Origin of the sequence: Wolbachia endosymbiont (group B) of Aricia artaxerxes (genome assembly GCF_964026975.1) — a bacterium.
Lineage (GTDB): Bacteria > Pseudomonadota > Alphaproteobacteria > Rickettsiales > Anaplasmataceae > Wolbachia.
Genome location: NZ_OZ034718.1, coordinates 1 through 22,931 on the forward strand (window position 1 = coordinate 1; position 22,931 = coordinate 22,931).

Annotated in this window: 21 protein-coding genes and 1 pseudogene; 15 read left to right on the forward strand and 7 right to left on the reverse strand. The window is 34.7% G+C overall.

The features are described 5' to 3' along the window. Positions 1 to 67: 67 nt before the first annotated feature. From hemE to AAGE00_RS00015, 3 genes and pseudogenes are all read left to right on the forward strand, one after another. Positions 68 to 961: pseudogene (hemE, locus tag AAGE00_RS00005) on the forward strand (uroporphyrinogen decarboxylase); the annotation flags it as partial. A 493-nt stretch (positions 962 to 1,454) separates the two neighbouring features. Continuing rightward, positions 1,455 to 2,648 carry a pyridoxal phosphate-dependent aminotransferase gene (locus tag AAGE00_RS00010; RefSeq protein WP_017531947.1) on the forward strand — a complete coding sequence of 398 codons (1,194 nt, stop codon included), beginning with the start codon at positions 1,455 to 1,457 and terminating at the stop codon, positions 2,646 to 2,648. 48 nt (positions 2,649 to 2,696) lie between these two features. Next, a complete protein-coding gene (locus AAGE00_RS00015) occupies positions 2,697 to 3,014 on the forward strand; it encodes a DMT family transporter (protein WP_010403511.1) in 318 nt (105 codons plus the stop codon). A 16-nt stretch (positions 3,015 to 3,030) separates the two neighbouring features. Here AAGE00_RS00015 and AAGE00_RS00020 read toward each other — a convergent pair whose 3' ends face one another. Beyond that, positions 3,031 to 3,543, reverse strand: a complete 513-nt coding sequence (locus AAGE00_RS00020; RefSeq protein ID WP_213863841.1) for a hypothetical protein — start codon at positions 3,541 to 3,543, stop codon at positions 3,031 to 3,033. A gap of 388 nt (positions 3,544 to 3,931) precedes the next feature. On the opposite strand from AAGE00_RS00020, the gene AAGE00_RS00025 reads away from it, so the two are divergent. The 6 genes from AAGE00_RS00025 (at position 3,932) to rpe (ending at position 10,938) form a co-directional block, all read left to right on the forward strand. Next, positions 3,932 to 5,167: an MFS transporter gene (locus AAGE00_RS00025; RefSeq protein WP_213863840.1), complete on the forward strand. Its 1,236-nt coding sequence runs from the start codon at positions 3,932 to 3,934 to the stop codon at positions 5,165 to 5,167. Next, the gene (glyA, locus tag AAGE00_RS00030) at positions 5,139 to 6,416 is read left to right on the forward strand and encodes a serine hydroxymethyltransferase (RefSeq protein ID WP_213863839.1); all 1,278 of its coding nucleotides are present in this window, start codon (positions 5,139 to 5,141) and stop codon (positions 6,414 to 6,416) included. Before AAGE00_RS00025 ends, glyA begins: the two co-directional genes overlap by 29 nt. Positions 6,417 to 6,495: 79 nt before the next feature. Then, on the forward strand, positions 6,496 to 7,683 hold the full coding sequence (locus AAGE00_RS00035) for a phosphoglycerate kinase (RefSeq protein WP_179943647.1): 1,188 nt from the start codon (positions 6,496 to 6,498) through the stop codon (positions 7,681 to 7,683). Between the two features lie 49 nt (positions 7,684 to 7,732). Continuing rightward, complete coding sequence (locus tag AAGE00_RS00040) at positions 7,733 to 8,560, forward strand: EndoU domain-containing protein (RefSeq protein ID WP_012481925.1); 828 nt, start codon at positions 7,733 to 7,735, stop codon at positions 8,558 to 8,560. Between the two features lie 74 nt (positions 8,561 to 8,634). Further along, a complete protein-coding gene (locus AAGE00_RS00045) occupies positions 8,635 to 10,110 on the forward strand; it encodes an N-acetylmuramoyl-L-alanine amidase (RefSeq protein WP_007302240.1) in 1,476 nt (491 codons plus the stop codon). A gap of 153 nt (positions 10,111 to 10,263) precedes the next feature. Continuing rightward, positions 10,264 to 10,938: a ribulose-phosphate 3-epimerase gene (rpe, locus tag AAGE00_RS00050; protein ID WP_007302239.1), complete on the forward strand. Its 675-nt coding sequence runs from the start codon at positions 10,264 to 10,266 to the stop codon at positions 10,936 to 10,938. Between the two features lie 100 nt (positions 10,939 to 11,038). Here rpe and pnp read toward each other — a convergent pair whose 3' ends face one another. The 3 genes from pnp to truB are packed head-to-tail and all read right to left on the reverse strand — an operon-like array spanning position 11,039 to position 14,671. Next, on the reverse strand, positions 11,039 to 13,315 hold the full coding sequence (gene pnp / locus AAGE00_RS00055; RefSeq protein WP_012481924.1) for a polyribonucleotide nucleotidyltransferase: 2,277 nt from the start codon (positions 13,313 to 13,315) through the stop codon (positions 11,039 to 11,041). Between the two features lie 14 nt (positions 13,316 to 13,329). Further along, positions 13,330 to 13,602 (reverse strand): 30S ribosomal protein S15, encoded by a 273-nt coding sequence (gene rpsO / locus AAGE00_RS00060; protein WP_007302237.1) that lies wholly within the window; start codon positions 13,600 to 13,602, stop codon positions 13,330 to 13,332. A 7-nt stretch (positions 13,603 to 13,609) separates the two neighbouring features. Continuing rightward, a complete protein-coding gene (truB, locus tag AAGE00_RS00065) occupies positions 13,610 to 14,671 on the reverse strand; it encodes a tRNA pseudouridine(55) synthase TruB (RefSeq protein WP_007302236.1) in 1,062 nt (353 codons plus the stop codon). 134 nt (positions 14,672 to 14,805) lie between these two features. Between truB and AAGE00_RS00070 the strand changes: the two genes are divergently transcribed. Further along, complete coding sequence (locus AAGE00_RS00070) at positions 14,806 to 15,492, forward strand: hypothetical protein (protein ID WP_213863837.1); 687 nt, start codon at positions 14,806 to 14,808, stop codon at positions 15,490 to 15,492. Between the two features lie 54 nt (positions 15,493 to 15,546). Here AAGE00_RS00070 and ribD read toward each other — a convergent pair whose 3' ends face one another. Beyond that, the gene (gene ribD / locus AAGE00_RS00075) at positions 15,547 to 16,797 is read right to left on the reverse strand and encodes a bifunctional diaminohydroxyphosphoribosylaminopyrimidine deaminase/5-amino-6-(5-phosphoribosylamino)uracil reductase RibD (protein WP_149168718.1); all 1,251 of its coding nucleotides are present in this window, start codon (positions 16,795 to 16,797) and stop codon (positions 15,547 to 15,549) included. Next, on the reverse strand, positions 16,797 to 17,978 hold the full coding sequence (locus tag AAGE00_RS00080; protein ID WP_213863836.1) for a deoxyguanosinetriphosphate triphosphohydrolase: 1,182 nt from the start codon (positions 17,976 to 17,978) through the stop codon (positions 16,797 to 16,799). Before AAGE00_RS00080 ends, ribD begins: the two co-directional genes overlap by 1 nt. A gap of 47 nt (positions 17,979 to 18,025) precedes the next feature. Between AAGE00_RS00080 and AAGE00_RS00085 the strand changes: the two genes are divergently transcribed. Further along, a complete protein-coding gene (locus tag AAGE00_RS00085) occupies positions 18,026 to 18,472 on the forward strand; it encodes a HesB/IscA family protein (RefSeq protein WP_019236790.1) in 447 nt (148 codons plus the stop codon). 26 nt (positions 18,473 to 18,498) lie between these two features. Beyond that, positions 18,499 to 19,173 (forward strand): ABC transporter ATP-binding protein, encoded by a 675-nt coding sequence (locus AAGE00_RS00090; protein ID WP_052264796.1) that lies wholly within the window; start codon positions 18,499 to 18,501, stop codon positions 19,171 to 19,173. Between the two features lie 247 nt (positions 19,174 to 19,420). Here the strand turns inward: AAGE00_RS00090 and AAGE00_RS00095 are convergent, their stop codons facing one another. Continuing rightward, positions 19,421 to 20,119: an alpha/beta hydrolase gene (locus AAGE00_RS00095; RefSeq protein ID WP_007302230.1), complete on the reverse strand. Its 699-nt coding sequence runs from the start codon at positions 20,117 to 20,119 to the stop codon at positions 19,421 to 19,423. 135 nt (positions 20,120 to 20,254) lie between these two features. On the opposite strand from AAGE00_RS00095, the gene AAGE00_RS00100 reads away from it, so the two are divergent. The 3 genes from AAGE00_RS00100 (at position 20,255) to AAGE00_RS00110 (ending at position 22,903) form a co-directional block, all read left to right on the forward strand. Further along, positions 20,255 to 21,442 (forward strand): cysteine desulfurase family protein, encoded by a 1,188-nt coding sequence (locus AAGE00_RS00100; RefSeq protein WP_341815256.1) that lies wholly within the window; start codon positions 20,255 to 20,257, stop codon positions 21,440 to 21,442. 201 nt (positions 21,443 to 21,643) lie between these two features. After that, positions 21,644 to 22,366: a Bax inhibitor-1/YccA family protein gene (locus AAGE00_RS00105; RefSeq protein ID WP_007302228.1), complete on the forward strand. Its 723-nt coding sequence runs from the start codon at positions 21,644 to 21,646 to the stop codon at positions 22,364 to 22,366. Continuing rightward, positions 22,367 to 22,903, forward strand: a complete 537-nt coding sequence (locus AAGE00_RS00110; RefSeq protein WP_010407017.1) for a cytochrome c oxidase assembly protein — start codon at positions 22,367 to 22,369, stop codon at positions 22,901 to 22,903. The last annotated feature ends 28 nt before the right edge of the window (positions 22,904 to 22,931 follow it).

A 22,931-nucleotide genomic window follows, 5' to 3' on the forward strand; every position in this document is an offset into this window, starting at 1 on the left:
TGGAAAGCAACAAACCAGCGATAGTAAGAATTATTAAGCAGAATAAGCCAAATGAAAAAGTACCTATTTGGTTAATGCGCCAGGCTGGTAGATCTCTTCCTGAGTATCGCAAAGCCGTAGAAAAAACGAGTAATTTCATGGAGATATGCTATAGCATAGATTTAGTGGTAGAGCTGACGCTACAGCCAATAAAAAGATTTGATATGGACGCAGCCATAATTTTTTCAGACATTTTAATAATAGCTGACGTTTTAGGTTGTGATGTGAATTTTGTTCGCGGTGTGGGTCCAATAATAAAACCTGTGAAAAGCTCTGAGGAGTTAAAAAATTCACAAGAATTTGAAACTAAAACCTTTCCAATCTTAAATGCCATCAGGAAAGTAAGAAGCCAATTATCAGAGGAAAAGTCCCTTATAGGCTTTGCTGGAGGGCCGTGGACGGTAGCTTCCTACATCATAGAGGGTGGTAGTAGTAAAACTTTTTCTAAAGTATTACATTTCTGTTCCCTAGAACTAGAAGAAGTAATTAAAAAAATAACAGAAGCGACAATTATTTATCTAATCAAACAGATAGAGTTTGGAGCAGATGTTATTCAGTTATTCGACAGCAATGCTGGTATATTGCAGGGAGAACTGTTTGAAAGGTATGTAATCAAGCCAACAAAGGAAATTGTTTCAGCAATAAAGAATAAGTTTCCTGATTTTCCTATAATAGGTTTTCCACGCTCTGCTGGAAATCTTTATAAGGATTACTATGAGAAAACAGGTGTATCTGCAGTAAGTATAGATTATAATGTTCCAATAGAATGGGCGAAAGCAAATCTAAAAATTCCTCTGCAAGGGAACCTTAATCCTAGTCTTTTGGCCTACAATAAGGCAGAAGCAATTGAAGAAGCAAAGCGTATAATAGATTGTTTTAGAGGGTTACCTTTTATATTTAATCTTGGACATGGAGTGCTTCCTGATACTCCGGTTGAAAATATTGCTGCATTAGTGGACCTAGTAAGAAACTACTAAAACTCTTGTATGAAAAGCCTTTATGAGGGTGGAATGAAAACCTTACTTGACAAATCTTTACACTTTCCTTATTATGGCAATAAGAGTATTTATCCTTGTTTTTGGGCTCAACGACAAAATTCAGTAAAAAAACTCAGATATCTATTGGCAGGTTACAAAAAATTATAGCGGCTGCATGTCTTTTTTATTTTTTCTACATTCAGCCAAATCGCGCTTATTTTAAGCGTTAGCACATTATTACAATGCCAATTTACATTATTATAGGGTCAAAACTCGCTATACGGGGATTTATTTGCCTTTTTAAATTTATTAAGCTTTTTAATATCTATAGTTAATATATTTAAGAGTACAAAAATACCAACCTTTATGTAAAATAATAAAACTTCTAGCTTTTTTGTTGTGTAGAGTTTATCATTTTTATTTAACTTTAGTGAGATTATGTCAGACCTTGCAAAGAGGATGTCTCTGATAAAACCATCGCCTACAATCGCTGTGACCGATAAGGCAAACAGATTAAAAAGCGAAGGAAAGAAAATTTGCGTTTTAGCTGCGGGAGAGCCGGATTTTGACACTCCAGATCATATAAAAAAGGCAGCTATTCAATCGATAAATGAAGGCAAAACTAAATATACTGCTGTTGATGGAACGCGTGAGCTTAAAGAGGCGATAATCAATAAGTTAAAAAGGGATAACATTCTAGAATACACACTTAGCCAAATCTGTGTTGGTGCTGGTGCTAAGCAGGTGTTATTCAATTTGTTCATGGCAACAATTAACCCTGGGGATGAAGCTATAATACCAGCTCCTTATTGGGTTTCATATGTTGATATGGTAAGTCTTTTTGGCGGACTGCCAGTTGTTGTAGAGTGCAAACAAAACTTTAAGCTGATACCGGAGTTACTGGAAAGCAATATAACTGAGAAAACTAAGTGGTTAATTCTCAACTCACCAAATAATCCAGCAGGAATTGTCTATACATATGATGAATTGAAAAGCATAGCGCAAGTATTGCTTAAACATCCACATGTGAATGTTGTTACAGATGATATTTATGAGCACATAGTATACGACGAAAAGTTTTTTACCATTGCTCAGGTTGAGCCAAAACTTTATGATAGAGTTTTTGTGGTCAATGGAGTATCAAAAGCCTATGCAATGACGGGCTGGAGAATAGGCTATATTGCAGGCAGGAGTGATGTGATAAAAGCTATTTCTACACTGCAGTCTCAAAGTACTTCTAACCCAAACTCGATAGCACAAGCAGCAGCAGTTGAAGCGTTAAACGGTGATCATAGTTTTTTGAAAGAAAGAACAAAAATCTTTAAGGATCGTAGAGATTTTGTAGTAAAAAAGCTAAATTCTGCTTCAGGATTGTCAGCATCTATTCCACAAGGTGCATTCTATTTGTTTGTCGCATGTGAAGGTTTATTGGGTAAGAGCACGAAAAGTGGTAAAGTAATAAATAGTGATCTTGATTTTGCTGAATATTTGTTGGAAGACCATTTAGTTGCTGTTGTTCCAGGAATTGCGTTTGGTCTGAAAAATTTTATCAGAATTTCTTATGCAACCTCTCAGGAACAATTAGAAATTGGATGTAATAGTATTATTAAAGCATGTGAAATGCTAAGTTAACTTTTTAATATTCTTATGTATAATATTTCAGTAAGATAGAGTTGATTTATGGCGTGGGTATATTTGCTATTAGCTGGTTTGGTTGAAATAATATGGACCACAGCACTGAAATATAGCAATGGCTTTACTCGTGTTATACCTGTAGTAATTATTTTAGTTAGCGGTTCTGTAAGTCTTTACTGGCTATCGTTAGCAATGAAGTCTATCCCCCTTGGTACATCTTATGCAGTTTGGACTGGTATAGGTTCTATAGGTGCAGCGATAATAGGAATAATGTTTTTTAATGACCCAGTAAATTTTGGGCGTTTATTTTCCCTTGCTTTGGTAGTGCTGGGTATTATAGGATTAAAAGTATTTTCCAATTAGGAAAAGTTAAGTACGTCTATTTTACCATCTCAGGACTTTCTACTAAAGTTGCCTTGGATTTTTCGGTTCTTGAAGAGGGCATTCCTATTGATTTAGCAAGTACCTTTCTGATGTTCAATGTTTCATTTTTCTCATTTTGTTGAATTAAGTTAATATCGTTTATTTTATTCATTAAATCTTTTCCTTCCTTTAAAATTTTTAAATCGCTTTCGTTGATATGATGTTCATTTTTAAATTCTGCAACGATTTCTTTCTTCTTTGGATGAGTATTCAGAAATTCTAATATCTGGTGTTTAGCAACAGCTTGAATAAATTTCTTATCGTGAAATATTGAATTGTTATGTAGTTCTTCTATGATTTTATCATATTGTTTTGCTTCATTTACAGTAAGTTTTATTATTTCTTCTGTGCTACTTAAAAGTTCCCTGTATAACTTGTCGTATCTATTGCCTGTGTGTGAGGCAAATGTTTGTTCAATGTATTTTGTTATGTAGTTTTGTAGCGTATTGTCTATTGTATCTATGTTCATTCACTCACCTTGCTTTTATGTTATATTTTACACGCGAAAAGGTTAATATTAAGTTAACTTAGACGTCTCTAAAGCCAAGTTTTACTAAAAATTATATTATTTAAAATATAATTGTTATCACGAAATAAAAGCGTAAGTAAAATGAATTTTGTAACAAAACTAAAACTTATAGTAAAAAAAATAAAGCTTAAGATGAACAAGGGTAAAATTATAAAAATCCTTATCATCTGTGGTATAATTTTTTTCATATACCTTATCCATGAACCAGTTATAGATATGCTAAAAGGTCTCTTTTAAGAAAGATACTCGGATTAGAGTAGCTATTTACAAAAGTGTTGCTCCTTGCTGATAAAATACCTATAATTCCGTTTTTTAGGTAATATTAGCATTGCAGAGAAATTTTTTCATATGGTTGCTAGCATCACTATTTTATGCATACCAGTATATATTGCGTGTAATTCCAAATATAATCGCGCCTGAATTAATAACAAAATTTAACATAAGTATTACAGATGTTGGTCAATTTGGTGGGCTATATTATATAGGCTATACGCTTGCTCACATACCTGTTGGTCTTGCCCTTGATAGATTTGGGCCAAAGTTTGTTTTACCTGCGTGTATTGTCTTAACATTTGCTGGAACATTGCCGCTAATATGCTTTGATCAGTGGTATTACTCAATACTTGGTAGAATGATTGTCGGAATTGGATCGTCTGCTTCAGCAATTGGACTTTTCAAAGTTGCAAGCATGTATTTTTCACAAGAAAAATCAGCAAGGATGGCTAGCTTATCTATAATAATAGGGTTATTAGGAGCTATTTATGGTGGATTACCTCTAGACTTCTTGCTCAATAAATTTGGTTGGAATTATGTTATATACACTTTCTCAGCATTTGGTTGTTTACTTGCTCTGCTGTTGCTTTTAATAACGCCAAACTCTAACATAGAAGAGAGTAGAAATGATAACATATTTCAAGATTTAAAAACTGTACTTTTCAACAAACATATCATTCTGATTAGCTTTTTTGGTGGCTTAATGGTTGGACCACTAGAAGGTTTTGCTGATGGTTGGGCGAAAGCGTTCTTATGTGAAGCATATCAAATGAACGGAGATTTGGCATCTTCACTTTCCTCTCTCATGTTTATAGGTATGGGAGCTGGATCATTCTTTCTCGCTTATTTACTGGAGAAGTATCCAGACAAACATTACGAGGTGATTATTGCGTGTTCTTTTGCAATGATCGCTAGCTTCCTCTTGCTTTTTACACAAGTTGGCGGTTTATATATTGCATTACCTACACTTCTTGTTATCGGCTTTGCATCTGGGTATCAGGTAATTACTATTTACAAGGCAATAAGTTATGTAAACAATAACTTGGTAGGCTTAGCCACAGCTGTATCAAACATGATAGTTATGGTTTTTGGCTATTTTTTTCATACTGGAATTGCAAAAATAATAGACTTATGTTGGAATGGAACGGTAATACAAGGAAATCCTTTGTATGGTACTGATTTGCTGGTAAAAGCAATATCAATTATTCCTGTATGTCTGCTTTTGGCTGTTTTTGGATTTATGTGGTTAAGGAAAAGGTCTTATGACAATTGCTTCAGAAAGGATTTGTAACTCTGAAAATAATTTAAAGTCTTGTGATAATGAAGTTTATCTCTCTATAGAGAAGGAACTGCAGCGTCAAAGATCGCAGTTGCAATTGATTGCATCGGAGAATTTTGCAAGTAAAGCAGTGATGGAAGCACAGGGTTCTTTTCTGACTAATAAATATGCAGAAGGTTATCCTGGTAAAAGATATTACTGTGGCTGTGAGTATGTAGATGAAGTTGAAAATCTGGCTATAGAAAGGCTTTGTAAGCTGTTTAATGTTAAATTTGCAAATGTTCAACCTCACTCTGGTTCTCAGGCAAATCAAGCAGTGTTTGCTTCACTACTTACTCCGGGTGATACAATACTTGGATTGTCACTGAATTGTGGTGGACATTTAACTCATGGTGCAGCACCAAACCTTTCTGGTAAGTGGTTTAAGTCGATCCAGTATACAGTTAATAGAGACACTTACCTGCTTGATATGGATGAGGTGGAAAGGCTAGCGCTAGAGCATAAACCGAAGCTAATCATTGCTGGTGCTTCCGCTTATCCAAGAGAAATAGATTTCGAGCGCTTTCGTGAAATTGCGAATAAAGTTGGTGCATATTTGCTTGCAGATATTGCGCACTATTCAGGGCTTATTGCTGCAGGTTGTTACCCATCACCTGCTGAATATGCGCATGTTATGACTTCTACAACTCACAAAACTCTACGTGGTCCTCGTGGCGGAGTGGTAATGACAAATGATGAAGCATTACATAAAAAAATTCGGTCTGCGGTTTTTCCAGGGTTGCAAGGTGGGCCCCTTATGCATGTGATAGCTGCAAAAGCTGTTGCATTTAAGGAAGCATTAGCGCCAGAGTTTAAAACTTATAGTAAAAAAGTTGTGGAAAATGCGAAAGTGTTAGCTCAAGCGCTGCAAGGGCATGGGCTGAACATTATAACCGGTGGCACTGACTCTCATATAGTGCTAGTTGATTTAAGATCACAGAAGTTGAAGGGAAAAGACGTTGTAAATAGCCTTGAGAGAGCTGGCATTACCTGCAATAAAAACTCTGTGCCATTTGACACGGAAAAGCCAACGATTACTTCAGGGCTCCGTTTTGGTACCGCTGCTGAGACAACACGCGGACTTGAGAAAAAAGATTTTAAAGAGATAGCTGATCTGATAAATGAAATAATTCAGGGATTAATTGATGGAAATAGCCCTGATGTTGAAAAAGCAGTGAAAAATAAAGTTGAAAGTATTTGTAGTAATTTTCCTATTTATTAATTTATTTAGCATTGGAATTTCCTTCCTTTACTTTGGATTAAACTATTGTATAGTGATTTTATAGCTCTTTAATTTTATGATAAATGTACCTAGCATAGAGAGTTGTGATTTTCACAATAAAAATGTTCTGCTCAGGGTTGACTTCAATGTTCCTATAAAAAATGGAAGAATTTGTGATGCCACTCGTATTTTGAGAGCGCTACCTACCATTCAGTATTTGGCAAATGCGGGTGCAAAAGTTATTGTTATCTCACATTTTGGGCGTCCAAAAGCCAAAGACAGTAACTTATCGCTAAAAAACGTAGTTGAAACTTTATCGCGGCTGCTAAGCAAAGAAGTGAAATTTATTGATGATTGTATTGGTGAGAGAGTACAAAGAGCAATAAATGCGATGGATGGAGGAGATATAATATTACTAGAGAATCTGAGGTTTTATAAAGAAGAAGAGCAGAATGATTCAAATTTTGCTAAACAATTAGCATCTCTAGCAGATATATATATAAATGATGCGTTTTCTTGCTCTCACAGAGCTCACGCTTCTATTTCACGCATTACGGAATTTTTACCTTCTTATGCAGGATTTTGCTTGCAAGATGAGCTAAAGTATCTTGAGCAAGCTATATCGTTTGACGCTAAACCTATTACTGCGATAGTTGGTGGAGCTAAAATATCAACTAAAATAAAAATGCTTATAAAGCTAGCAGAAAAGGTTGATTACCTTATTCTGGGCGGCGCAATTGCTAATAATTTTTTGTTATTTAATAAAGTTAATATAGGCAAGTCTTTTTTTCAAAATGGCGTTGATGATCTTCTGCACGATATTGTTGAGACGGCAAATAAAAACAATTGCAAAATAGTTGTGCCAGAAGACGTTTTGGTTGCAGTAAATTCTGATTATAGCACTGGCGTTTTAAGAAAAATTGAATCCATTTTGGACGGTGATATAATTTTAGATATCGGACCTCAAACTTTAAGCACAATAAGCGGTATAATAGCAAGCAGTAAAACTCTGCTGTGGAACGGACCTATTGGTGTTTTTGAACATTCAGCTTTTGCAAATGGTACAGTAGAGGTGATGAGAGTAGTAAGTGATTTGACACACGAAGGAAAATTAACCAGTGTAATAGGAGGAGGAGATAGTCTATCTGCAATAAATACTGCAGGTCTTGCCGATAAAGATTTTACATATATTTCAACTGGTGGGGGAGCGTTTTTAAGTTGGCTAAGTGGTGATGAGATGCCAGGACTGCGATCAACATTAGATTAAAACTTTTTTAAGTTGTTGCTTATACCCTAGCTTCTTTATGAATATGATTATGTCGAAAATAGCTAAGTTAATCTTGTGCTTAATAATACCAGTAATAGGATTTGTTTTTTACATTAAGGAGCATTATCTCAATGATGCAAATTCACAAATTGGCTTTGAGCCGTTTTTCAAAACAGATTCTTCAGATCCAGACTATATTCCACCACTTCCAGAGTTGACTGATTTTGATAGAGGAGTGTTAAGGGTTTGTGGAGATTGGGGAACACAGCCTGATGAAGAAGATTTCAGAATTTTGCTTGATTGTCCGCAGCATCAAGAAGTGGTGAAAAGGATATACGATAAGCTTGATCATCAGGTGATTACACCTAGTGCAGACTTGGGGTTGTTTAAAGATGAATTGACTAAGATTTGGTTTACAAATAGCGGAACTGAAAAAGAAACTATAGGGTTTGGGCATATTTTTTGTGGTGAACCAGATAGATTGGGGCTAGGTGGTATGCATTTTGTAGGTAGATATGTTGAGGCTCAAGAAAATAAGTGGGCGGGTGCGATTTGGGATAATGAATCTCTGTGCAATAAATTAGATATTAAGCCACCTGTTTACACATTTGGAATGAAATATCTAGGTAAGGATGGAGAAGTGAAAGTTAAGTGCCCAAGTGGGTACGCGTATAACCTTCATGCTGATGATATTTTAGTTTCTGCAACTAAGGCGTTTAAGGAGCTGGGAAAAGATGGAATGTGTCTGTATAAAATGGAAGATGACAATTATCAATCAGTGTTTGTGAGAAAGAAAGACGCTATACTCACATTCTATCCTGACTTAACACCAAAATGTAATGATAAGAGTATTAATTGTAGCTGTAGCAAGTCTTGATTGGCTGAAAAAAAGTAAACATTTTATGTGTGTTATGCTAATTTAGTTATATTAAGGGCAATTTGTAGAGCTACATGAAACTTATAGTAAAAAAATGTTTGTCTGTTTTATTTCTGTTGCTGCTTGTAGCGCCTCTTTTATATGGACAACAATCTTGTTTAAGTGATATTGAGAACGATTTTCAAGATTTGAAAACATCATTAAAAAATCCAATATTTTTAGATCCTGCACCGAGTTTAAATTATGATGATAGAGAAGGCAAAAAAGTGTTGATGGTGGTGGTGCACCATACCGAATCACCAACATTAAAAAGTACAAAATACGCATTAAATTCTTCAGGGATATCAGTACAGCTTATTGTTGATAGAGATGGTAGCATTACTCTGATGGTTCCACTTGAAAAACGAGCATGGCATGCTGGTATAAGTTATGCGAAAGTTCAAGTAGATAATGTGGTTGAAGAGCTACGAAAACTGAATGATTATTCTATAGGTATAGAGATTGTAAACACAGGGCTTGAGCCTTTTCCAGAAGAGCAAATGAAATCTGTCAAAGATCTGATTTTGTACCTCATGAAGCGCTTTAAGATTAGAAAAGATATGATATTTAGTCACGCTGAGATAGGCACTATAGTGTACAACTCAGCAATTGAAGGTTACGCAATGCGTAAGCCTGATCCACATAAGTTATTTGATTGGGAGTTATTAGAGAAAAGTGGTATTGGATTGCATATAGGTGATAGAATCAGTCCTCAAGACGCAGAACAAAAAGTAAATGAGGTTTTGTATAAGGTAGGTGATAAGAGTGAAAATATTTTGAAATTAAAAAAAAGGTTAAACGGTTTTTTTTATAAAATACTGCCTTGGAATGATAGGGAAGGTAATATGATTTTTCCTGACAATAATGCTAATTACTCAAATGAGTTTGATGAAAATTTTGCGTGGGTTATCAATCAGTTTTCAATGCACCACTTGCCGAAAGAGATTAGAAAAGACTTGCCTCTAAAATTAGAACAAGAAGATATTTTGCCTGAATTTTTAGTTAAGTATAGAAATCTTATTTTTAGTGAATTCTTATCTTTAAGTGATAAAACTCAATTAAGCTTAAAGCCACCATTTTTGAATGAAGAGGATTATAAGCATTTATTATCTTCTCTTGCAGAATATGAAAATAATATTTCTTCTGATGCATTTGCTATGCTCATGTACAAGATTAAGCTATATTATGACTCTTATCTAAGATACAATATAAGATCTTCACTTTATATTCCATTTAGACTTAATTCATTTGAAAAGCTAGATATTTTAAAGAATGAAATATTATCTTTTAAGTCTATAAGCCCTGAAAAGGCTATAGAAGTCTCGAATTTGATTAATGAGTTTAGGTCGAAAATTTTATCTGATTTCCAAAATTTTGAAAAGCAATGGTTTCAAGAATTTAAGGACACTTGGAAACAAAAATTTATACCGAATATGGAAAGGCAAATGTCTTGGACTGCGCTACATGAAACTGTGTTGGAATATTTAGAAAAGGCGAAGAAAGAAGTCTAATGAGTATTACAATGACCAGATGCATGGGCAGAGAAAAATAAAGGCACATGCATCTGGAAGTATACAAAAATTTCTAAATGAGATTAATATAGTATTGGGATGACAGAGTTTAAAAAATAAGTTACTTTTTTTATTTTTGGTAAAAAGTAGTCTATGGGTATTAAAATTGCACCTTCTATACTTTCAGCAGACTTTGCAAAATTAGGGGAGGAAGTAAAAAGAATTAGCGACTTGAATGTAGATTATATACACATAGACGTTATGGATGGAAATTTTGTTCCAAATATTACAATAGGTCCGAATGTTATCTATGCGATACGTAAATATAGCAACCTTCCTTTTGATGTGCACTTAATGATTAAATCTCCTGGTGACCATATTGAAAGTTTTATAAATGCTGGTGCTGATATTATCACTATACATGCAGAAGCAGAGATACATCTTGAGAGGCTAGTAAGAAAGATAAAATCATATAAAAACAATACAAAAAAAATAATACAAGTTGGAGCTTCAATTGTTCCTTCAACTTCTCCAAGCGTGCTTGAGTATATAATAGATGAGCTAGATATTGTGCTAATTATGACAGTCAATCCTGGATTTGGAGGACAGGAGTTTATTCATTCGCAGTTGAGTAAGATATCTACTGTGAGGAAAATGATACAGGACCGTAATCTTAAAACACAAGTTTCAGTAGATGGTGGAGTTAACTTTTCTAACGCAGCTGATATAATAAAAGCAGGTGCAAATATATTAGTTGCTGGATCAGCAATATTTAAAGCTGAAGACATGAAAAAGGCTGTAAACGATCTTAAAAATCTTTCGTTATAACCCTACAGATAACACAAACCATTTTTGTTATCTTGTCAGTTTTAAAAATTCCTATTATCCCAGTGTTTCGACACTGAGATAATAGAAAGTAAGTTCAACCTCAATAGAAACCTGATGACGAGTCATTATTACCAAATTTTGGTCTGCTTCTATTACTAAAACCAGAACGAGGACGAGTAGGTCTATTACTATGATAATTATCTTCAGGTTTTTTATTAAACGAGTTGTTATAATAATTATCCCTATTATTTAAACCATCTCTCCTTTCTTCATTGTAAAGCTTACCTTCAAAAAATTCACCTGTTTCTTGATCAACACGACGTCTTGATAATTTTGGACATCCACCTTTTTCAAAGTCAATTATCAAAGCTTTGAAGGTATCACCCTGTTTAAGTATATCCTCAATGGACTCTACATGTTGATTAGCTACCTCGCTTATATGCATTTTTCCTTTTCTTCCATTAAGAAGTTCTAGCTCTACAATAGACTTCTCTATCTTTACAACTTTAGCATCAATTATAGAACCTTGTTCTAGCTCTGTTATTGAATCAATCATCATATTCTTTGCAGCTTCAGCTTCAGTACTACTAATGGCAAAAACAGAAACTTTACCGTCATCCCCTATTTCAATTTTTGCATTACTTCTTTCACATACACTGCGTATATTTTTTCCTTTAGTACCAATAGCTGCAGAAATTTTATCTTTATCTATATAAAACGATAACACTCTTGGTACATGATCTTTTATATCCTTACGATGTTCTGAAATTACTGCATTCATTTTTTCTAAGATATGTAATCTTCCGACTTTTGCTTGTTCTAAAGATTTTTCAACAATTTCAAAGCTTATACCAGGAATTTTCATATCCATCTGCAGTGCTGTAATCCCTTCGCTAGTTCCTGCTACTTTGAAGTCCATATCACCAAGATAGTCTTCATCGCCCAGTATATCAGAAAGTATTATATGCTCATTTTTGTCTTTGATGAGACCCATAGCAATTCCTGCAACGGGAGCCTTTATTGGCACACCTGTATCCATTAATGCAATGGAAGTTCCACAAACTGTTGCCATAGAAGAAGAACCATCAGATTCCATAATCTCAGATACTACCCTTATTGTATAAGGAAATTCAGATTTATCAGGTAAAACAGGATGAATTGCTTTCCAAGCAAGTTTACCATGACCAATTTCTCTCCTTCCTGGTGCGCGTATAGCAGAAGCCTCTCCAACAGCAAATGGAGGAAAATTATAATGCAACATAAAATGTTCACGTCTATCCCCTTCAATGTCATCCACAATTTGCTCATCTTGTGTAGTACCAAGAGCAGTAACAACTAGTGCCTGAGTGCTACCCCTTGTAAATAGCGCAGAACCGTGAGTCTTGGGTAGAATGTCAGCCTCAATTTCTATCTGGCGTATTTCATCATACTTACGGCTGTCTATTCTCACACTTTTCCTTCTAATCATTTCACGCACTAAAGATCTTTCAAAGCTTTTTACTGCATAAGTAATTAACTTTTCGTCTTTTCCAGCCTCTTTAAGAGTATTCAATATATTATTCCTGACTACTTCTAGAGCTTGGACTCGCTCTTGTTTTACTGTTTTTGAATATGCTTCTTCAAAGTCTTTTCGATATTTTTCAAGTTCTTGAGTTATATCTGATATATCAACAGGAGCAAAGCTTTCAGGTTTATTGCCAACTGTATCAGCAAATTCTTTTATGAGCTTAATAACAGGTTGAAGGTGTTCATGACCAAATTTTATTGCGTTTAAAACATTTTCTTCAGAGAGCTCTTTGACTTCCGATTCGACCATTAAGATCGAATTTTCATCACCAGACAAAAACAGATCCAAGTTGCTCGCTTTCATCTCTTGAACGGAAGGATTGAGTATATAATTGTTATTTTCATCACAACCGACCATGACTCCAGCTATAGTAAAGTGGAAAGGAACACCAGAAATTGCAAGAGCTGCGACGGTACCTATCAATGCTGGTACTTCAGGAGAATTGACCGTATCGTAAGTTAACAGATTACATACTACACTAATTTCATCATGAAAACCTTCAGGAAATAACGGCCTTATACTTCTATCTATTACTCTTGAAATTAAAGTTTCTCTATCAGATGGTTTTCCTTCTCTTTTAAAAAAACCACCAGGAATCTTACCCATGGCATAACTTTTTGCAATAAACTGCACATTTAAAGGGAGAAAATCAACACTTTCTTCCTTCTTTTTTCGTACAACAGTGACTAAGATAGAAGTATCTCCATAATTTACAACTACTGAACCATCAGCTTGACGTGCTATTTTCCCAGTTTCTAAAGATAAGGTACGCCCCTCCCAATCTATAGATTTTTTTATAATTTCAAACATACAAAATTCCTCGATTATTTTCTAATGCCTAACTTCTCTATTAACTCTTGATAGGCTTCATTACCAAATTTACGTTTTATATAATTTAAGTGCTTGCGCCTTCTACCTATCAATATAAGTAAACCGCGCTTAGAATTATGGTCATGCTTATGCGCTTTAAAATGCTCAGTTAAATTACTGATCCTCTCGGTTAAAATTGCACACTGTACAAAAGATGAACCTGTATCATCTTCTTTAATTGCATATGTACTAATCAAACTTTTTTTCTTTTGGGATGTTATTGACATCTAAACCTCATTTCAAAATATTAAAAACACGAATAGGCTTCACATAACCATGAGTAAAACTGCAAATTGCAATAGGTACATTACCCACTATCGTACAAAAAATATCATAATTCTTTAAATTACGCAAGTTATTTAATATAATTTCTTGACCTTTTCTGATTTTCTCCGCTTCCTCTAAGGAAATTTCAACTTTGAACATCGATTTTAAAGCCGATTCAATGGGAATGATGAAGCCTTTTGTATTACCTCCATCATCTTCTGTCATCCCACCCTCCGATGTCATCCCAGTGTCAAGCACTGGGATCAAGCCTATTTCATCACGAACATTGTTTTTGACATATGCTCCTAGAATCTTTTGTCCATTACATGATTTGTAAGTATTTGTATCCAGTGTCAAGCACTGGGGAGAGTAAGTTGTTGTGTTTTTTTTAGTAAGTTGCTCAATTGTCACTGATTCATCTTCCTTAAAATCACCTACCATCGTTCTTCTTAATTGTGTAATATGTCCAAAACAATTTAATTCAATTCCAAGATCTCTTGCAATTGATCTTACATATACGCCGCTACCGCAGATCATAGAAAAATCGGCAATATTATTTATGGTGTCCAAAAATATCATCTTTAGTTCATGTATTTTGACTTGTCGAGGTTTTATATTTACCTTTTGCCCACTTCTTGCTAATTTATATGCTCTTGCTCCCTTGATTTTCACTGCTGAAAATTGAGGAGGAGTTTGTGTTATCTCACCAATAAAATCCTTAATCGCACAGTTTATTTGGTTATATTCGGGTTTTATATCGCTAGTTCTAATGATATCACCACCCAAATCATCCGTAGTTGTTTGTTTTCCCCATTTTATTGTGAAATTGTATGCCTTTAAGTCACAAGATAAATACGGTATAGTTTTTGTTGCTTCACCAAGAGCGATCGGTAATATACCTGAAGCCAAAGGATCAAGTGTTCCCAAATGTCCGGCTTTTTTTATTCCAAAAATCCTTTTAATTTGAGTTACAGCTTGTGCAGAACTCATTCCTGTTGGTTTATCAAGATTCAGCCAGCCATTTACCATGTATCAATCTTACATAATTAGTAACAATTTAGAAAGTAGATAAAATATTAAGTTGTTAATAAAAATGCTTGACTAGTGTGCATTGTTAATATACAATTAACTTTTTATTAACCTTAATTAAGGAGGAAGTAATTATGACTACTATATGGAAATTGAAAAATATAGCACCCATAACAAAAATGAGTATTGAAAGTACAGTTGCAACTGCATCTTTAGCAGCAGCAATAACAACATTATTGATTGCTACTAAAGTAATTGCTGGACCTGCGTCTTTAGCACTTATTGCTAGCCCTGCTGGAATTGCAGTTCTGTTTATTGTCGCTGTATATTTTGCCGCAGCAGCTTATGCTTCATATCAGCAAATGCATAAGAATGAAGAAATAGGAGTGAATGGTAAAGATATAGATTTCTTTGTTCTTCTTGGTGATATGGTAAAGAGTGGTACGATTGTTGAAGAAACAGTTAGAAAAGACGGCGATAAAAATGTTCAGCAATTATTCCTGACACTTCCAATTGCTGATTACAAAGAACTAGCAAAAAATAATGAACCAGTTCACATATTATTAGCAGATGGGAAAGTTGTTGAGCTTGCACACGTAGCTCCCGAAAATAATGCTACTGAATATAAGGTGCAAATAACTAAAGTTGCTGAAAAAACAACTGTTGCTGAAATGAAAGAAAAGTTAGCTATGGCTCCTGATTCTAAGTCATTAACAGTTGCGGTAGGTGATAAAGATCTTGAAGCTTTAAAGAATGAAGTTCAAGCTAAATTAGGAGAGGTTGCAGTAAATGCAGCTCTATCAAAAATTGCTCAGAAGTAAGCAGTTTTAAATCGAGAAAAAAAGAGGTAGAGTTATCTCTACTTCTTTTCTCTATCATTTAGGTACGTAAGATCTATCCCACACCTCAACTACATCCTCACTGAACTCTATTATCTTTACTTTTTTGAATTTATGGCAGTTGTTTATGGATTGAATCCCTAGATCTCCTATAAAAGGAGTGGCATCATTGCCTAGAATTTTACCACTGCGACAGATTATTAATCTATCAATCAAATTATGCTTTAATAGCTCTGTAATTAATATTCCTCCACCTTCAACTAATAACCTTGTTATGCCAATTTCTGAAACAAGTTTTGATGCCATGTCTTTTAGGCAGACTTTATCGATAATGTCAGGCTCCGATGTCATTCCAGCGCGTGACCAGTTTTCATTATGCAATTGCTTGAAGTTTTCTGGATCCCAGTGTCTGGGCACTGGGATGACAGGAGAAGGTATTGGAATGACAGGAGAGTGTGTTGGGGTAACATCTGGAATAACAGGAGGTTTGTGATTTGAATTGACTATCAAATAATTAATGTTTTTTATTTTTTTCTCTATTTCTCTGTTTGTAATCACCCAAGTTGTTATTTTGTCTGCAGTTTTTGCAATATTATGCTCTTCCTTCAATTTCCCTTGGCTATCGATAATTAGCCTTATTGGCGACCTGTCTTCGAGTCCTGGTAATCTGCAAGTTAAGAGAGGATCGTCATTGATAAGGGTACTACTGCCAATCATAATTGCATCATATTTTGCTCTGAGCTCATGTACCCAATTTCTCGTATCTTCACTTGTTATCCATTTGCTATCACCTGTAAATGTTGCGATTTTTCCGTCAAGAGTTGTTGCGATTTTGCAAGCTATGAATGGTCTATGAAATTCTTTAGTGGTGAAAAAACCGACATTCAATACTTCTGCCTCTTTTTGCATAATACCTTGCTCAACTTCAATTCCTGCTTCTTTCAGAGCTTTAATTCCTCCACCTGAAACTCTACTATCTGGATCAATTGCTGCAATTACTACTCTTTTTATTCCTGATTTTATGATTTCTGCAGTGCAAGGTTCTGTAACTCCAAAGTGGCAGCATGGTTCAAGAGTGACGTACATAGTTGCACCATGAGTTAAATCTTTAGCATTTTGCAAAGCAACTACTTCTGCATGTGGACGTCCACCGATTCCTGTGTAGCCTTCACCGATCACCATACCGTTTTTTACAATGATACATCCAACAGCGGGATTTGGTGCAACACTTCCAAGACTTTTTTCTGCAAGTTTTAATGCGATCGACATGAAATAATCATCAGTCATTAGAAAGAAGTCATTTCGTATGAGGTATCAAAAATTCTTCTGTGCTCGTGTATGGCAAATCTATCTGTCATACCTGAGATATAATCACATATTATTACTGAACGCTGAGATTCACAAGCAAGTTTGTTCCACTCTATAGGTAATAACCCTGGGTTTTCATAAAAGCATTGAAAAAGCTCCTGTACTATACGTTTTGCTTTGTTCATTGTTCTGGTCAGTTTATAACTTCTGTATATTTTTTCCATGTTGAATTTTTTCATCTCTTTTGTGGCATTTGCAACTTCTGGTGAAAATGTGACTAGCATATTATTTAAGCTCCTTACATCTTCTACGCTTTTTATTTTGTAGTCTTTAATATTTCTTTCAGTCTGAAAAACGACATCATTTATCATAATTCCTATAGTTCTACTCAGTGATTCATGTATGAGTTTGCTTTGAGCCAATTCTGAATGTTCGCTTTTTACTTCTTTGAACATTTTGCCAATTAAAGGAACATCGAGCAAATCTTCGGTTATTACTAAATTTGCCCTGAGTGCATCATCAAGATCATGAACACTATAAGCGATGTCATCAGCAATCGAAGCAACTTGTGCTTCAATGCTTGAAAATTCTTCAAGTTTTAGATCATATTTTTCATTATATTTTAATAGCAGCTGATTATTTGTAGAAGACTCCGCGTTTTGACCAAGCAAGGGACCGTTATGCTTTGCAACACCTTCAATCACTTCCCAACTTAGATTCATGCCATTAAAGTCAGCATGTTTTTGTTCAAGATAAGTTAAAATCCTTATAGCTTGAACATTATGATCAAACTCATACTTCTCCTTATCAACTTGAACTAGAGCATTCTCACCTGTGTGACCAAATGGAGGATGACCAAGGTCATGTGCAAGCGCTATGCATTCGGTGATGTCCTCATCTAATCTGAGCCTGCGTGCGATGGATCTTGCAATTTGTGCAACTTCAAGGCTATGAGTTAGCCGAGTACGATAGTAATCATGCTCATAATTGATAAAAACTTGTGTTTTGTATCCTAGTTTCCTAAACGCATTAGAGTGAATAATGCGGTCCCTATCACGCTGAAAACAGCTGCGATTTTTGTCTTCTGGCTCTTTGAAATTTCTTCCTTTTGTTTTATTTGGAAAGCACGCGTAACTTAATAGAAAATTATTGTTTGACATGTAAAATTTCTACTATAATAGGTTATCAATAATGAACGGTGGTTGTTATGTCAACAGATTACAATATTAGCTTAACTGACAATGCATTAAGGAAAATCCACTCCCTTGTAGAACAGGAAGGAGATGAGAGTTCTGTTTTGCGGGTTGCAGTTTCAGGTGGTGGATGCTCTGGCTTCAAGTATAATTTTCTTATGGATCAAATAAATAAGAAGATGTCTTTGGGTGACGATTTTGACGATGATGAAGACGACGATTTTGACGATGACGAAGATAGCGAGGATTATAGAAGCCACTCCAGTTTTAGTGAAAAAGGTAAAGATATAGTAATTAATGATGAGAATGGAAACCCTGTGTTAATGGTTGATAATTGTTCAGCGAAATTTTTAAATAATTCAACTATAGATTATACTGAAGATCTAAGTGGTTCTGGTTTTCAAATCAAGAATGCTCTCGCTAAGTCTCGATGTGGGTGTGGTAACAGTTTCTCGGTCTAATTCTCCCTCCTGGATCTTTTTATAATATGGACAGTGATGTAGCACTAGAGCTAGCTTCTGTGAGTAAGAGCTTCAAAAAAAGTCCTGCTATTGTAGAAGATATCAATCTGAGTCTTACAAGAGGGCAAGTAGTTGCATTGATCGGCAGTTCAGGATCAGGAAAAACAACTATATTGCAAATTGCAGGCCTATTGGATAAGCCAACTTTAGGTGTAGTGACAGTAGATGGAGTAAATTGCACGCAAGCCAGCAATAAATATAAAACTCATGTAAGAAGAAATTTTCTTAGCTTTGTTTATCAATTTCACTATTTATTACAAGAGTTATCAGTGTTGGAAAACGTTATGCTTCCTCAGCTTATTGCAAGAAGAAGCAAAGCTGAAGCAAAAAAAAAATCGCAAGCAATATTAGAAAAATTTGGTCTGGAAAATAAAGCAAGTAGTATGGTATCTGAAATTTCTGGTGGAGAAAGGCAGAGGGTTGCAATTGCAAGAAGCATTGTAAACTCTCCAAAGCTTTTACTTGCAGATGAGCCAACGGGAAATTTAGACCCAACAAATTCTTTGAATGTATTTTTGCTGTTACATTCATATGTAAAGGAAAATAACAGCTCTATGCTTATAGTAACACACAACTATATCCTTGCAGAAAAAGCAGATCACATTTTTCAGTTAAAAAACCGATCATTAGTAAAGCTGTAAATGGAAGAAACAAGTACAATACAAAGCTACCTATAACTTGTACTTATTTAACCAATGGTCATTAACGGAGTATAATTCGCATGAAATGCTTTCATTATTTTTTATACACGGACTCTTTAACTTACGCTGTTTACTTAGAAAGCATCCTGACAGCATAAACATTGCTAAAACGAGAAATAATAATTGCCTAAACATAACAAGACTTTTTTTATTTATATTAATACGTTCATTTCTCTCATTTGTAAAGTTAGGCATATTCTTTTACCCTTATCTCTTTTTTAACTTTTTTGGAGGAAGTGACTGCACTGTTTAAGCGTAGTTTTATATAATTATCTATAATTTGAGCTACTTCCTCTTCTTTATCCCTTAAAAAGTGGTTAGTATCGTCTACTATATGGTATTCCATATGGTTATTTTTTACCGAATTTATTAACCTTTGTGCTAATTCTGTTACATCGCTTTCTTCTGAAATTGTATCATTATTACTTTGTATTATAAGTCCAGGAACTGGGCAAGGAGAGAGAAAAGAGAAATCGTACTTAGTTGCTGGAAGAGAAAGGGCAACAAAACTTACTATCTCTGGACGGCGCATTGTCAACTGCATAGCTACCCATGCTCCAAAAGAAAAACCGACTATCCAAATTGGAACGTTGTTAGAGTTATGCTCCTGAAGCCAATCAATAGCTACTGCAGCATCAGTTAATTCTCCTATACCCTTATCAAAAGTTCCGGTAGATTTTCCGACACCACGAAAATTAATTGTCAATGCAGAAAAGTTATTATCGATAAAAGATTCATATATAGTATGTATAATCTTACTATCCATACTACCACCATATTGAGGGTGATGATGTAAAATTAGCACAACTGGTGCATTGGTATCTTTGCTTTGATGATATCTACCTTCTATCTTTTTTGTTGCATTATTTAAAAAGACTTCTACCATGATTGCTCCTAATAAAAACCTGTTTTGACAGGGCTTGATAATGTAAATTATTTATTAATTATGTATTAATTTCACTGTTTTTGCAATAAATTTTTTATCGTGTTAAAGTTAACATACATAATTGGTTAATGGTAAGTGACAAATAAGCCTGTGAGTTTATTCTCTCTGGAAGAAAGTAGTTGCGTGTATGCTGATTATAATGCAACTACTCCAGTGAGTAAAAATGTAAAAAAAAGTATACTTGAGATTTTGTCAAAACAAACACTAAATCCATCATCGCTGCATAAAAGAGGACAAGAAGCGAGGAAGATTCTTAAAGAGGTAAGAGATAACGTACGTGATGCTCTTGACGTTCCAAATGATAAAGAAATAGTTTTTACGTCTGGTGCAACTGAAGCAAACAACCTCGTCATGAGAGGAATGAAAGGCTATCTGCATGTAATTTCAGCTACAGAGCATCCTTCAATTCTTAATTCTGCATATAATCCACATATAATACCCGTTAATCAAGAGGGTATTGTTGACTTTTTAGAGCTAGAAAAAATTCTAAGCGAACTTGAAGGGAATAAAGTAATAATTTCAGTGATGATGGCTAATAACGAAACTGGAGTTATCCAGCCTGTTAAGGAAATAGCTAAAATGGCACATAAATTCGGGGCAATCTGTCACACTGACGCTGCTCAAAGTGTTGGGAAAATCGAATTAAATATGAAAGATTTAGAAGTGGATTTACTTACTTTATCTGCTCACAAATTTGGTGGTATAGCAGGTAGTGGAGTTTTAATATTTGACAAAAAGCTTGTAATAGAACCTACTATAATAGGTGGTGGGCAAGAAAGAGGATTGCGTGGTGGTACAGAAAACATTGTTGCAATTGCAGGTCTTTCTGCTGCATTGCAAAACATTCCAGATCTTCTATCAAAAATGAATGAAGTGGAGAAGCTGCGTGATCAATTGGAGTGTGAATTATTAAGTCTTGTCAGTGATATCAAGATCTTTGGCAGAAATTCTGAAAGATTGCCAAATACAAGTTTTATTTATATGCCGAGGGTAAAGAATGATCTGCAGCTCATGCATTTTGACTTAAATAATATTGCAGTCAGCAATGGTTCTGCATGCTCTTCTGGAAAAGTTGGGCCTTCTCATGTTTTGCTTGCAATGGGAGCAACAAAAGAGCAAGCAGAATGTTCAATTAGAATCAGTATAGGTCCGGAGGTTAAACCGCGAGACATAGAAAAAATAGTGGATTGTTGGTATAGTATCTATAAGAAGAATGCTTTAGTAAATGCAAAAACTACTTTCACCATTCCCCTTAAATCATGATAGAGGGAATGGTGAAAGTAATTTCTATTGCCAGAGGTTGTTATAATAGTTAAATGCTGCTGAAAACCGATTTGCTTATAGTTATGGAAGAAATTCTCTAATTGCATACCACACCATTCAATTGTAGTATGTCATTTTATACTTGATAAAAACGCTGTATTGTATTATAATATATCATCAAGAGATAATAAGGAGTTACATATGTCTTATATGAAAAACGAACAGGATATTCGCTCTCAGGGCGTTTATTATAGTGCTGGACTCAGGAGTTACCTAACTAAAGTATACAATTATATGGCTTTAGCTTTAGGTGTTACAGGGCTTGTTGCGTTTTTAACAGTGTTTTCTGGTCTTTTCCAGGTGATTTATTCCAATCCTGTTCTATCGCTTGTGGTAATGCTATCTCCAGTTGCATTGGTGTTTTATATGTCTTTTAGGCTTCAACACCTAAGTGCTCAGTCAACACTTACTGTATTTTTTCTATTCTCAGTTTTAATGGGAATTTCTTTATCTCATATTTTTATAATTTATACTGCAGAAAATATAGCGAGAGCATTTTTCATTACATCGATCATGTTTGGTTCTATGGCTTTATATGGTAATACTACAAAAAAAGATCTTACCAGCATGGGTTCTTTTTTGATTATGGGAATCTGGGGGTTAATCATTGCATCTATAGTTAATCTGTTTCTTGGAAGCAGTCCTCTCTATTTTGCAATATCGTTTGTATCAGTGATAGTGTTTACTTTAATGACCGCATACGATGCTCAGAGAATCAAAGATGTTTATTATAGATATAATGATGGCTCAGAAGTTGCAACTACTAAGCTGGCAATACTTGGTGCAACTAATCTTTACTTTGACTTCATCAATATATTCCTCAATTTACTCAGGTTACTTAACTTGTTCAACAATAAGGATTAGATGATTTCCTTTTTAAGGGGAAACAATAAAAGTTCTATAGTTTTCCTCCTAATATCTTTAGTGGTATTGATGCTGTGTCTTGCATATGCTTCAGTACCGTTGTATAGCATCTTTTGTAAAGCTACTGGATATGGTGGCACAACGAGAAAAGTAACTAATGCAACAATAAATGCAACTGACCAAAAAATCAGGGTTCACCTTAATGCTGATATAATATCAGGTCTGCCTTGGGAATTTAAATCAGAAACTAACTACATCGATACAAATATAGGGCAACAAAGTTTAGTATTTTATTATGCAAAAAATTTATCTGATCAGCCTTCTTTTGGAATGGCAGTGTATAATGTCACACCTTTTAAAGCAGGTAAATATTTCAATAAAGTTGCATGCTTTTGTTTTGAAGAGCAAATGCTGCTACCAAAACAAAAAGCGGCTATGCCCGTATCCTTTTACGTAGACCCTGAAATAATGCGTGACAATAGTACAAAAGATTTAAGTGAAATAACACTATCATATACGTTTTTTAAGCTTAAATAACAAACCTTTTCCTATTGTAATCCGAACA

Excerpts from the sequence above, each read along its gene's own strand:
- AAGE00_RS00045 (WP_007302240.1), top strand. The coding sequence starts at position 8,635 with ATGAAACTTATAGTAAAAAAATGTTTGTCTGTTTTATTTCTGTTGCTG.
- AAGE00_RS00090 (WP_052264796.1), top strand. The coding sequence starts at position 18,499 with ATGGACAGTGATGTAGCACTAGAGCTAGCTTCTGTGAGTAAGAGCTTC.
- ribD (WP_149168718.1), bottom strand. The coding sequence starts at position 16,797 with ATGACTGATGATTATTTCATGTCGATCGCATTAAAACTTGCAGAAAAA.
- glyA (WP_213863839.1), top strand. The coding sequence starts at position 5,139 with ATGACAATTGCTTCAGAAAGGATTTGTAACTCTGAAAATAATTTAAAG.
- pnp (WP_012481924.1), bottom strand. The coding sequence starts at position 13,315 with ATGTTTGAAATTATAAAAAAATCTATAGATTGGGAGGGGCGTACCTTA.
- rpsO (WP_007302237.1), bottom strand. The coding sequence starts at position 13,602 with ATGTCAATAACATCCCAAAAGAAAAAAAGTTTGATTAGTACATATGCA.
- AAGE00_RS00015 (WP_010403511.1), top strand. The coding sequence starts at position 2,697 with ATGGCGTGGGTATATTTGCTATTAGCTGGTTTGGTTGAAATAATATGG.
- truB (WP_007302236.1), bottom strand. The coding sequence starts at position 14,671 with ATGGTAAATGGCTGGCTGAATCTTGATAAACCAACAGGAATGAGTTCT.
- AAGE00_RS00110 (WP_010407017.1), top strand. The coding sequence starts at position 22,367 with ATGATTTCCTTTTTAAGGGGAAACAATAAAAGTTCTATAGTTTTCCTC.
- AAGE00_RS00105 (WP_007302228.1), top strand. The coding sequence starts at position 21,644 with ATGTCTTATATGAAAAACGAACAGGATATTCGCTCTCAGGGCGTTTAT.
- AAGE00_RS00070 (WP_213863837.1), top strand. The coding sequence starts at position 14,806 with ATGACTACTATATGGAAATTGAAAAATATAGCACCCATAACAAAAATG.
- AAGE00_RS00095 (WP_007302230.1), bottom strand. The coding sequence starts at position 20,119 with ATGGTAGAAGTCTTTTTAAATAATGCAACAAAAAAGATAGAAGGTAGA.
- rpe (WP_007302239.1), top strand. The coding sequence starts at position 10,264 with ATGGGTATTAAAATTGCACCTTCTATACTTTCAGCAGACTTTGCAAAA.
- AAGE00_RS00010 (WP_017531947.1), top strand. The coding sequence starts at position 1,455 with ATGTCAGACCTTGCAAAGAGGATGTCTCTGATAAAACCATCGCCTACA.
- AAGE00_RS00040 (WP_012481925.1), top strand. The coding sequence starts at position 7,733 with ATGTCGAAAATAGCTAAGTTAATCTTGTGCTTAATAATACCAGTAATA.
- AAGE00_RS00085 (WP_019236790.1), top strand. The coding sequence starts at position 18,026 with ATGTCAACAGATTACAATATTAGCTTAACTGACAATGCATTAAGGAAA.
- AAGE00_RS00020 (WP_213863841.1), bottom strand. The coding sequence starts at position 3,543 with ATGAACATAGATACAATAGACAATACGCTACAAAACTACATAACAAAA.
- AAGE00_RS00080 (WP_213863836.1), bottom strand. The coding sequence starts at position 17,978 with ATGTCAAACAATAATTTTCTATTAAGTTACGCGTGCTTTCCAAATAAA.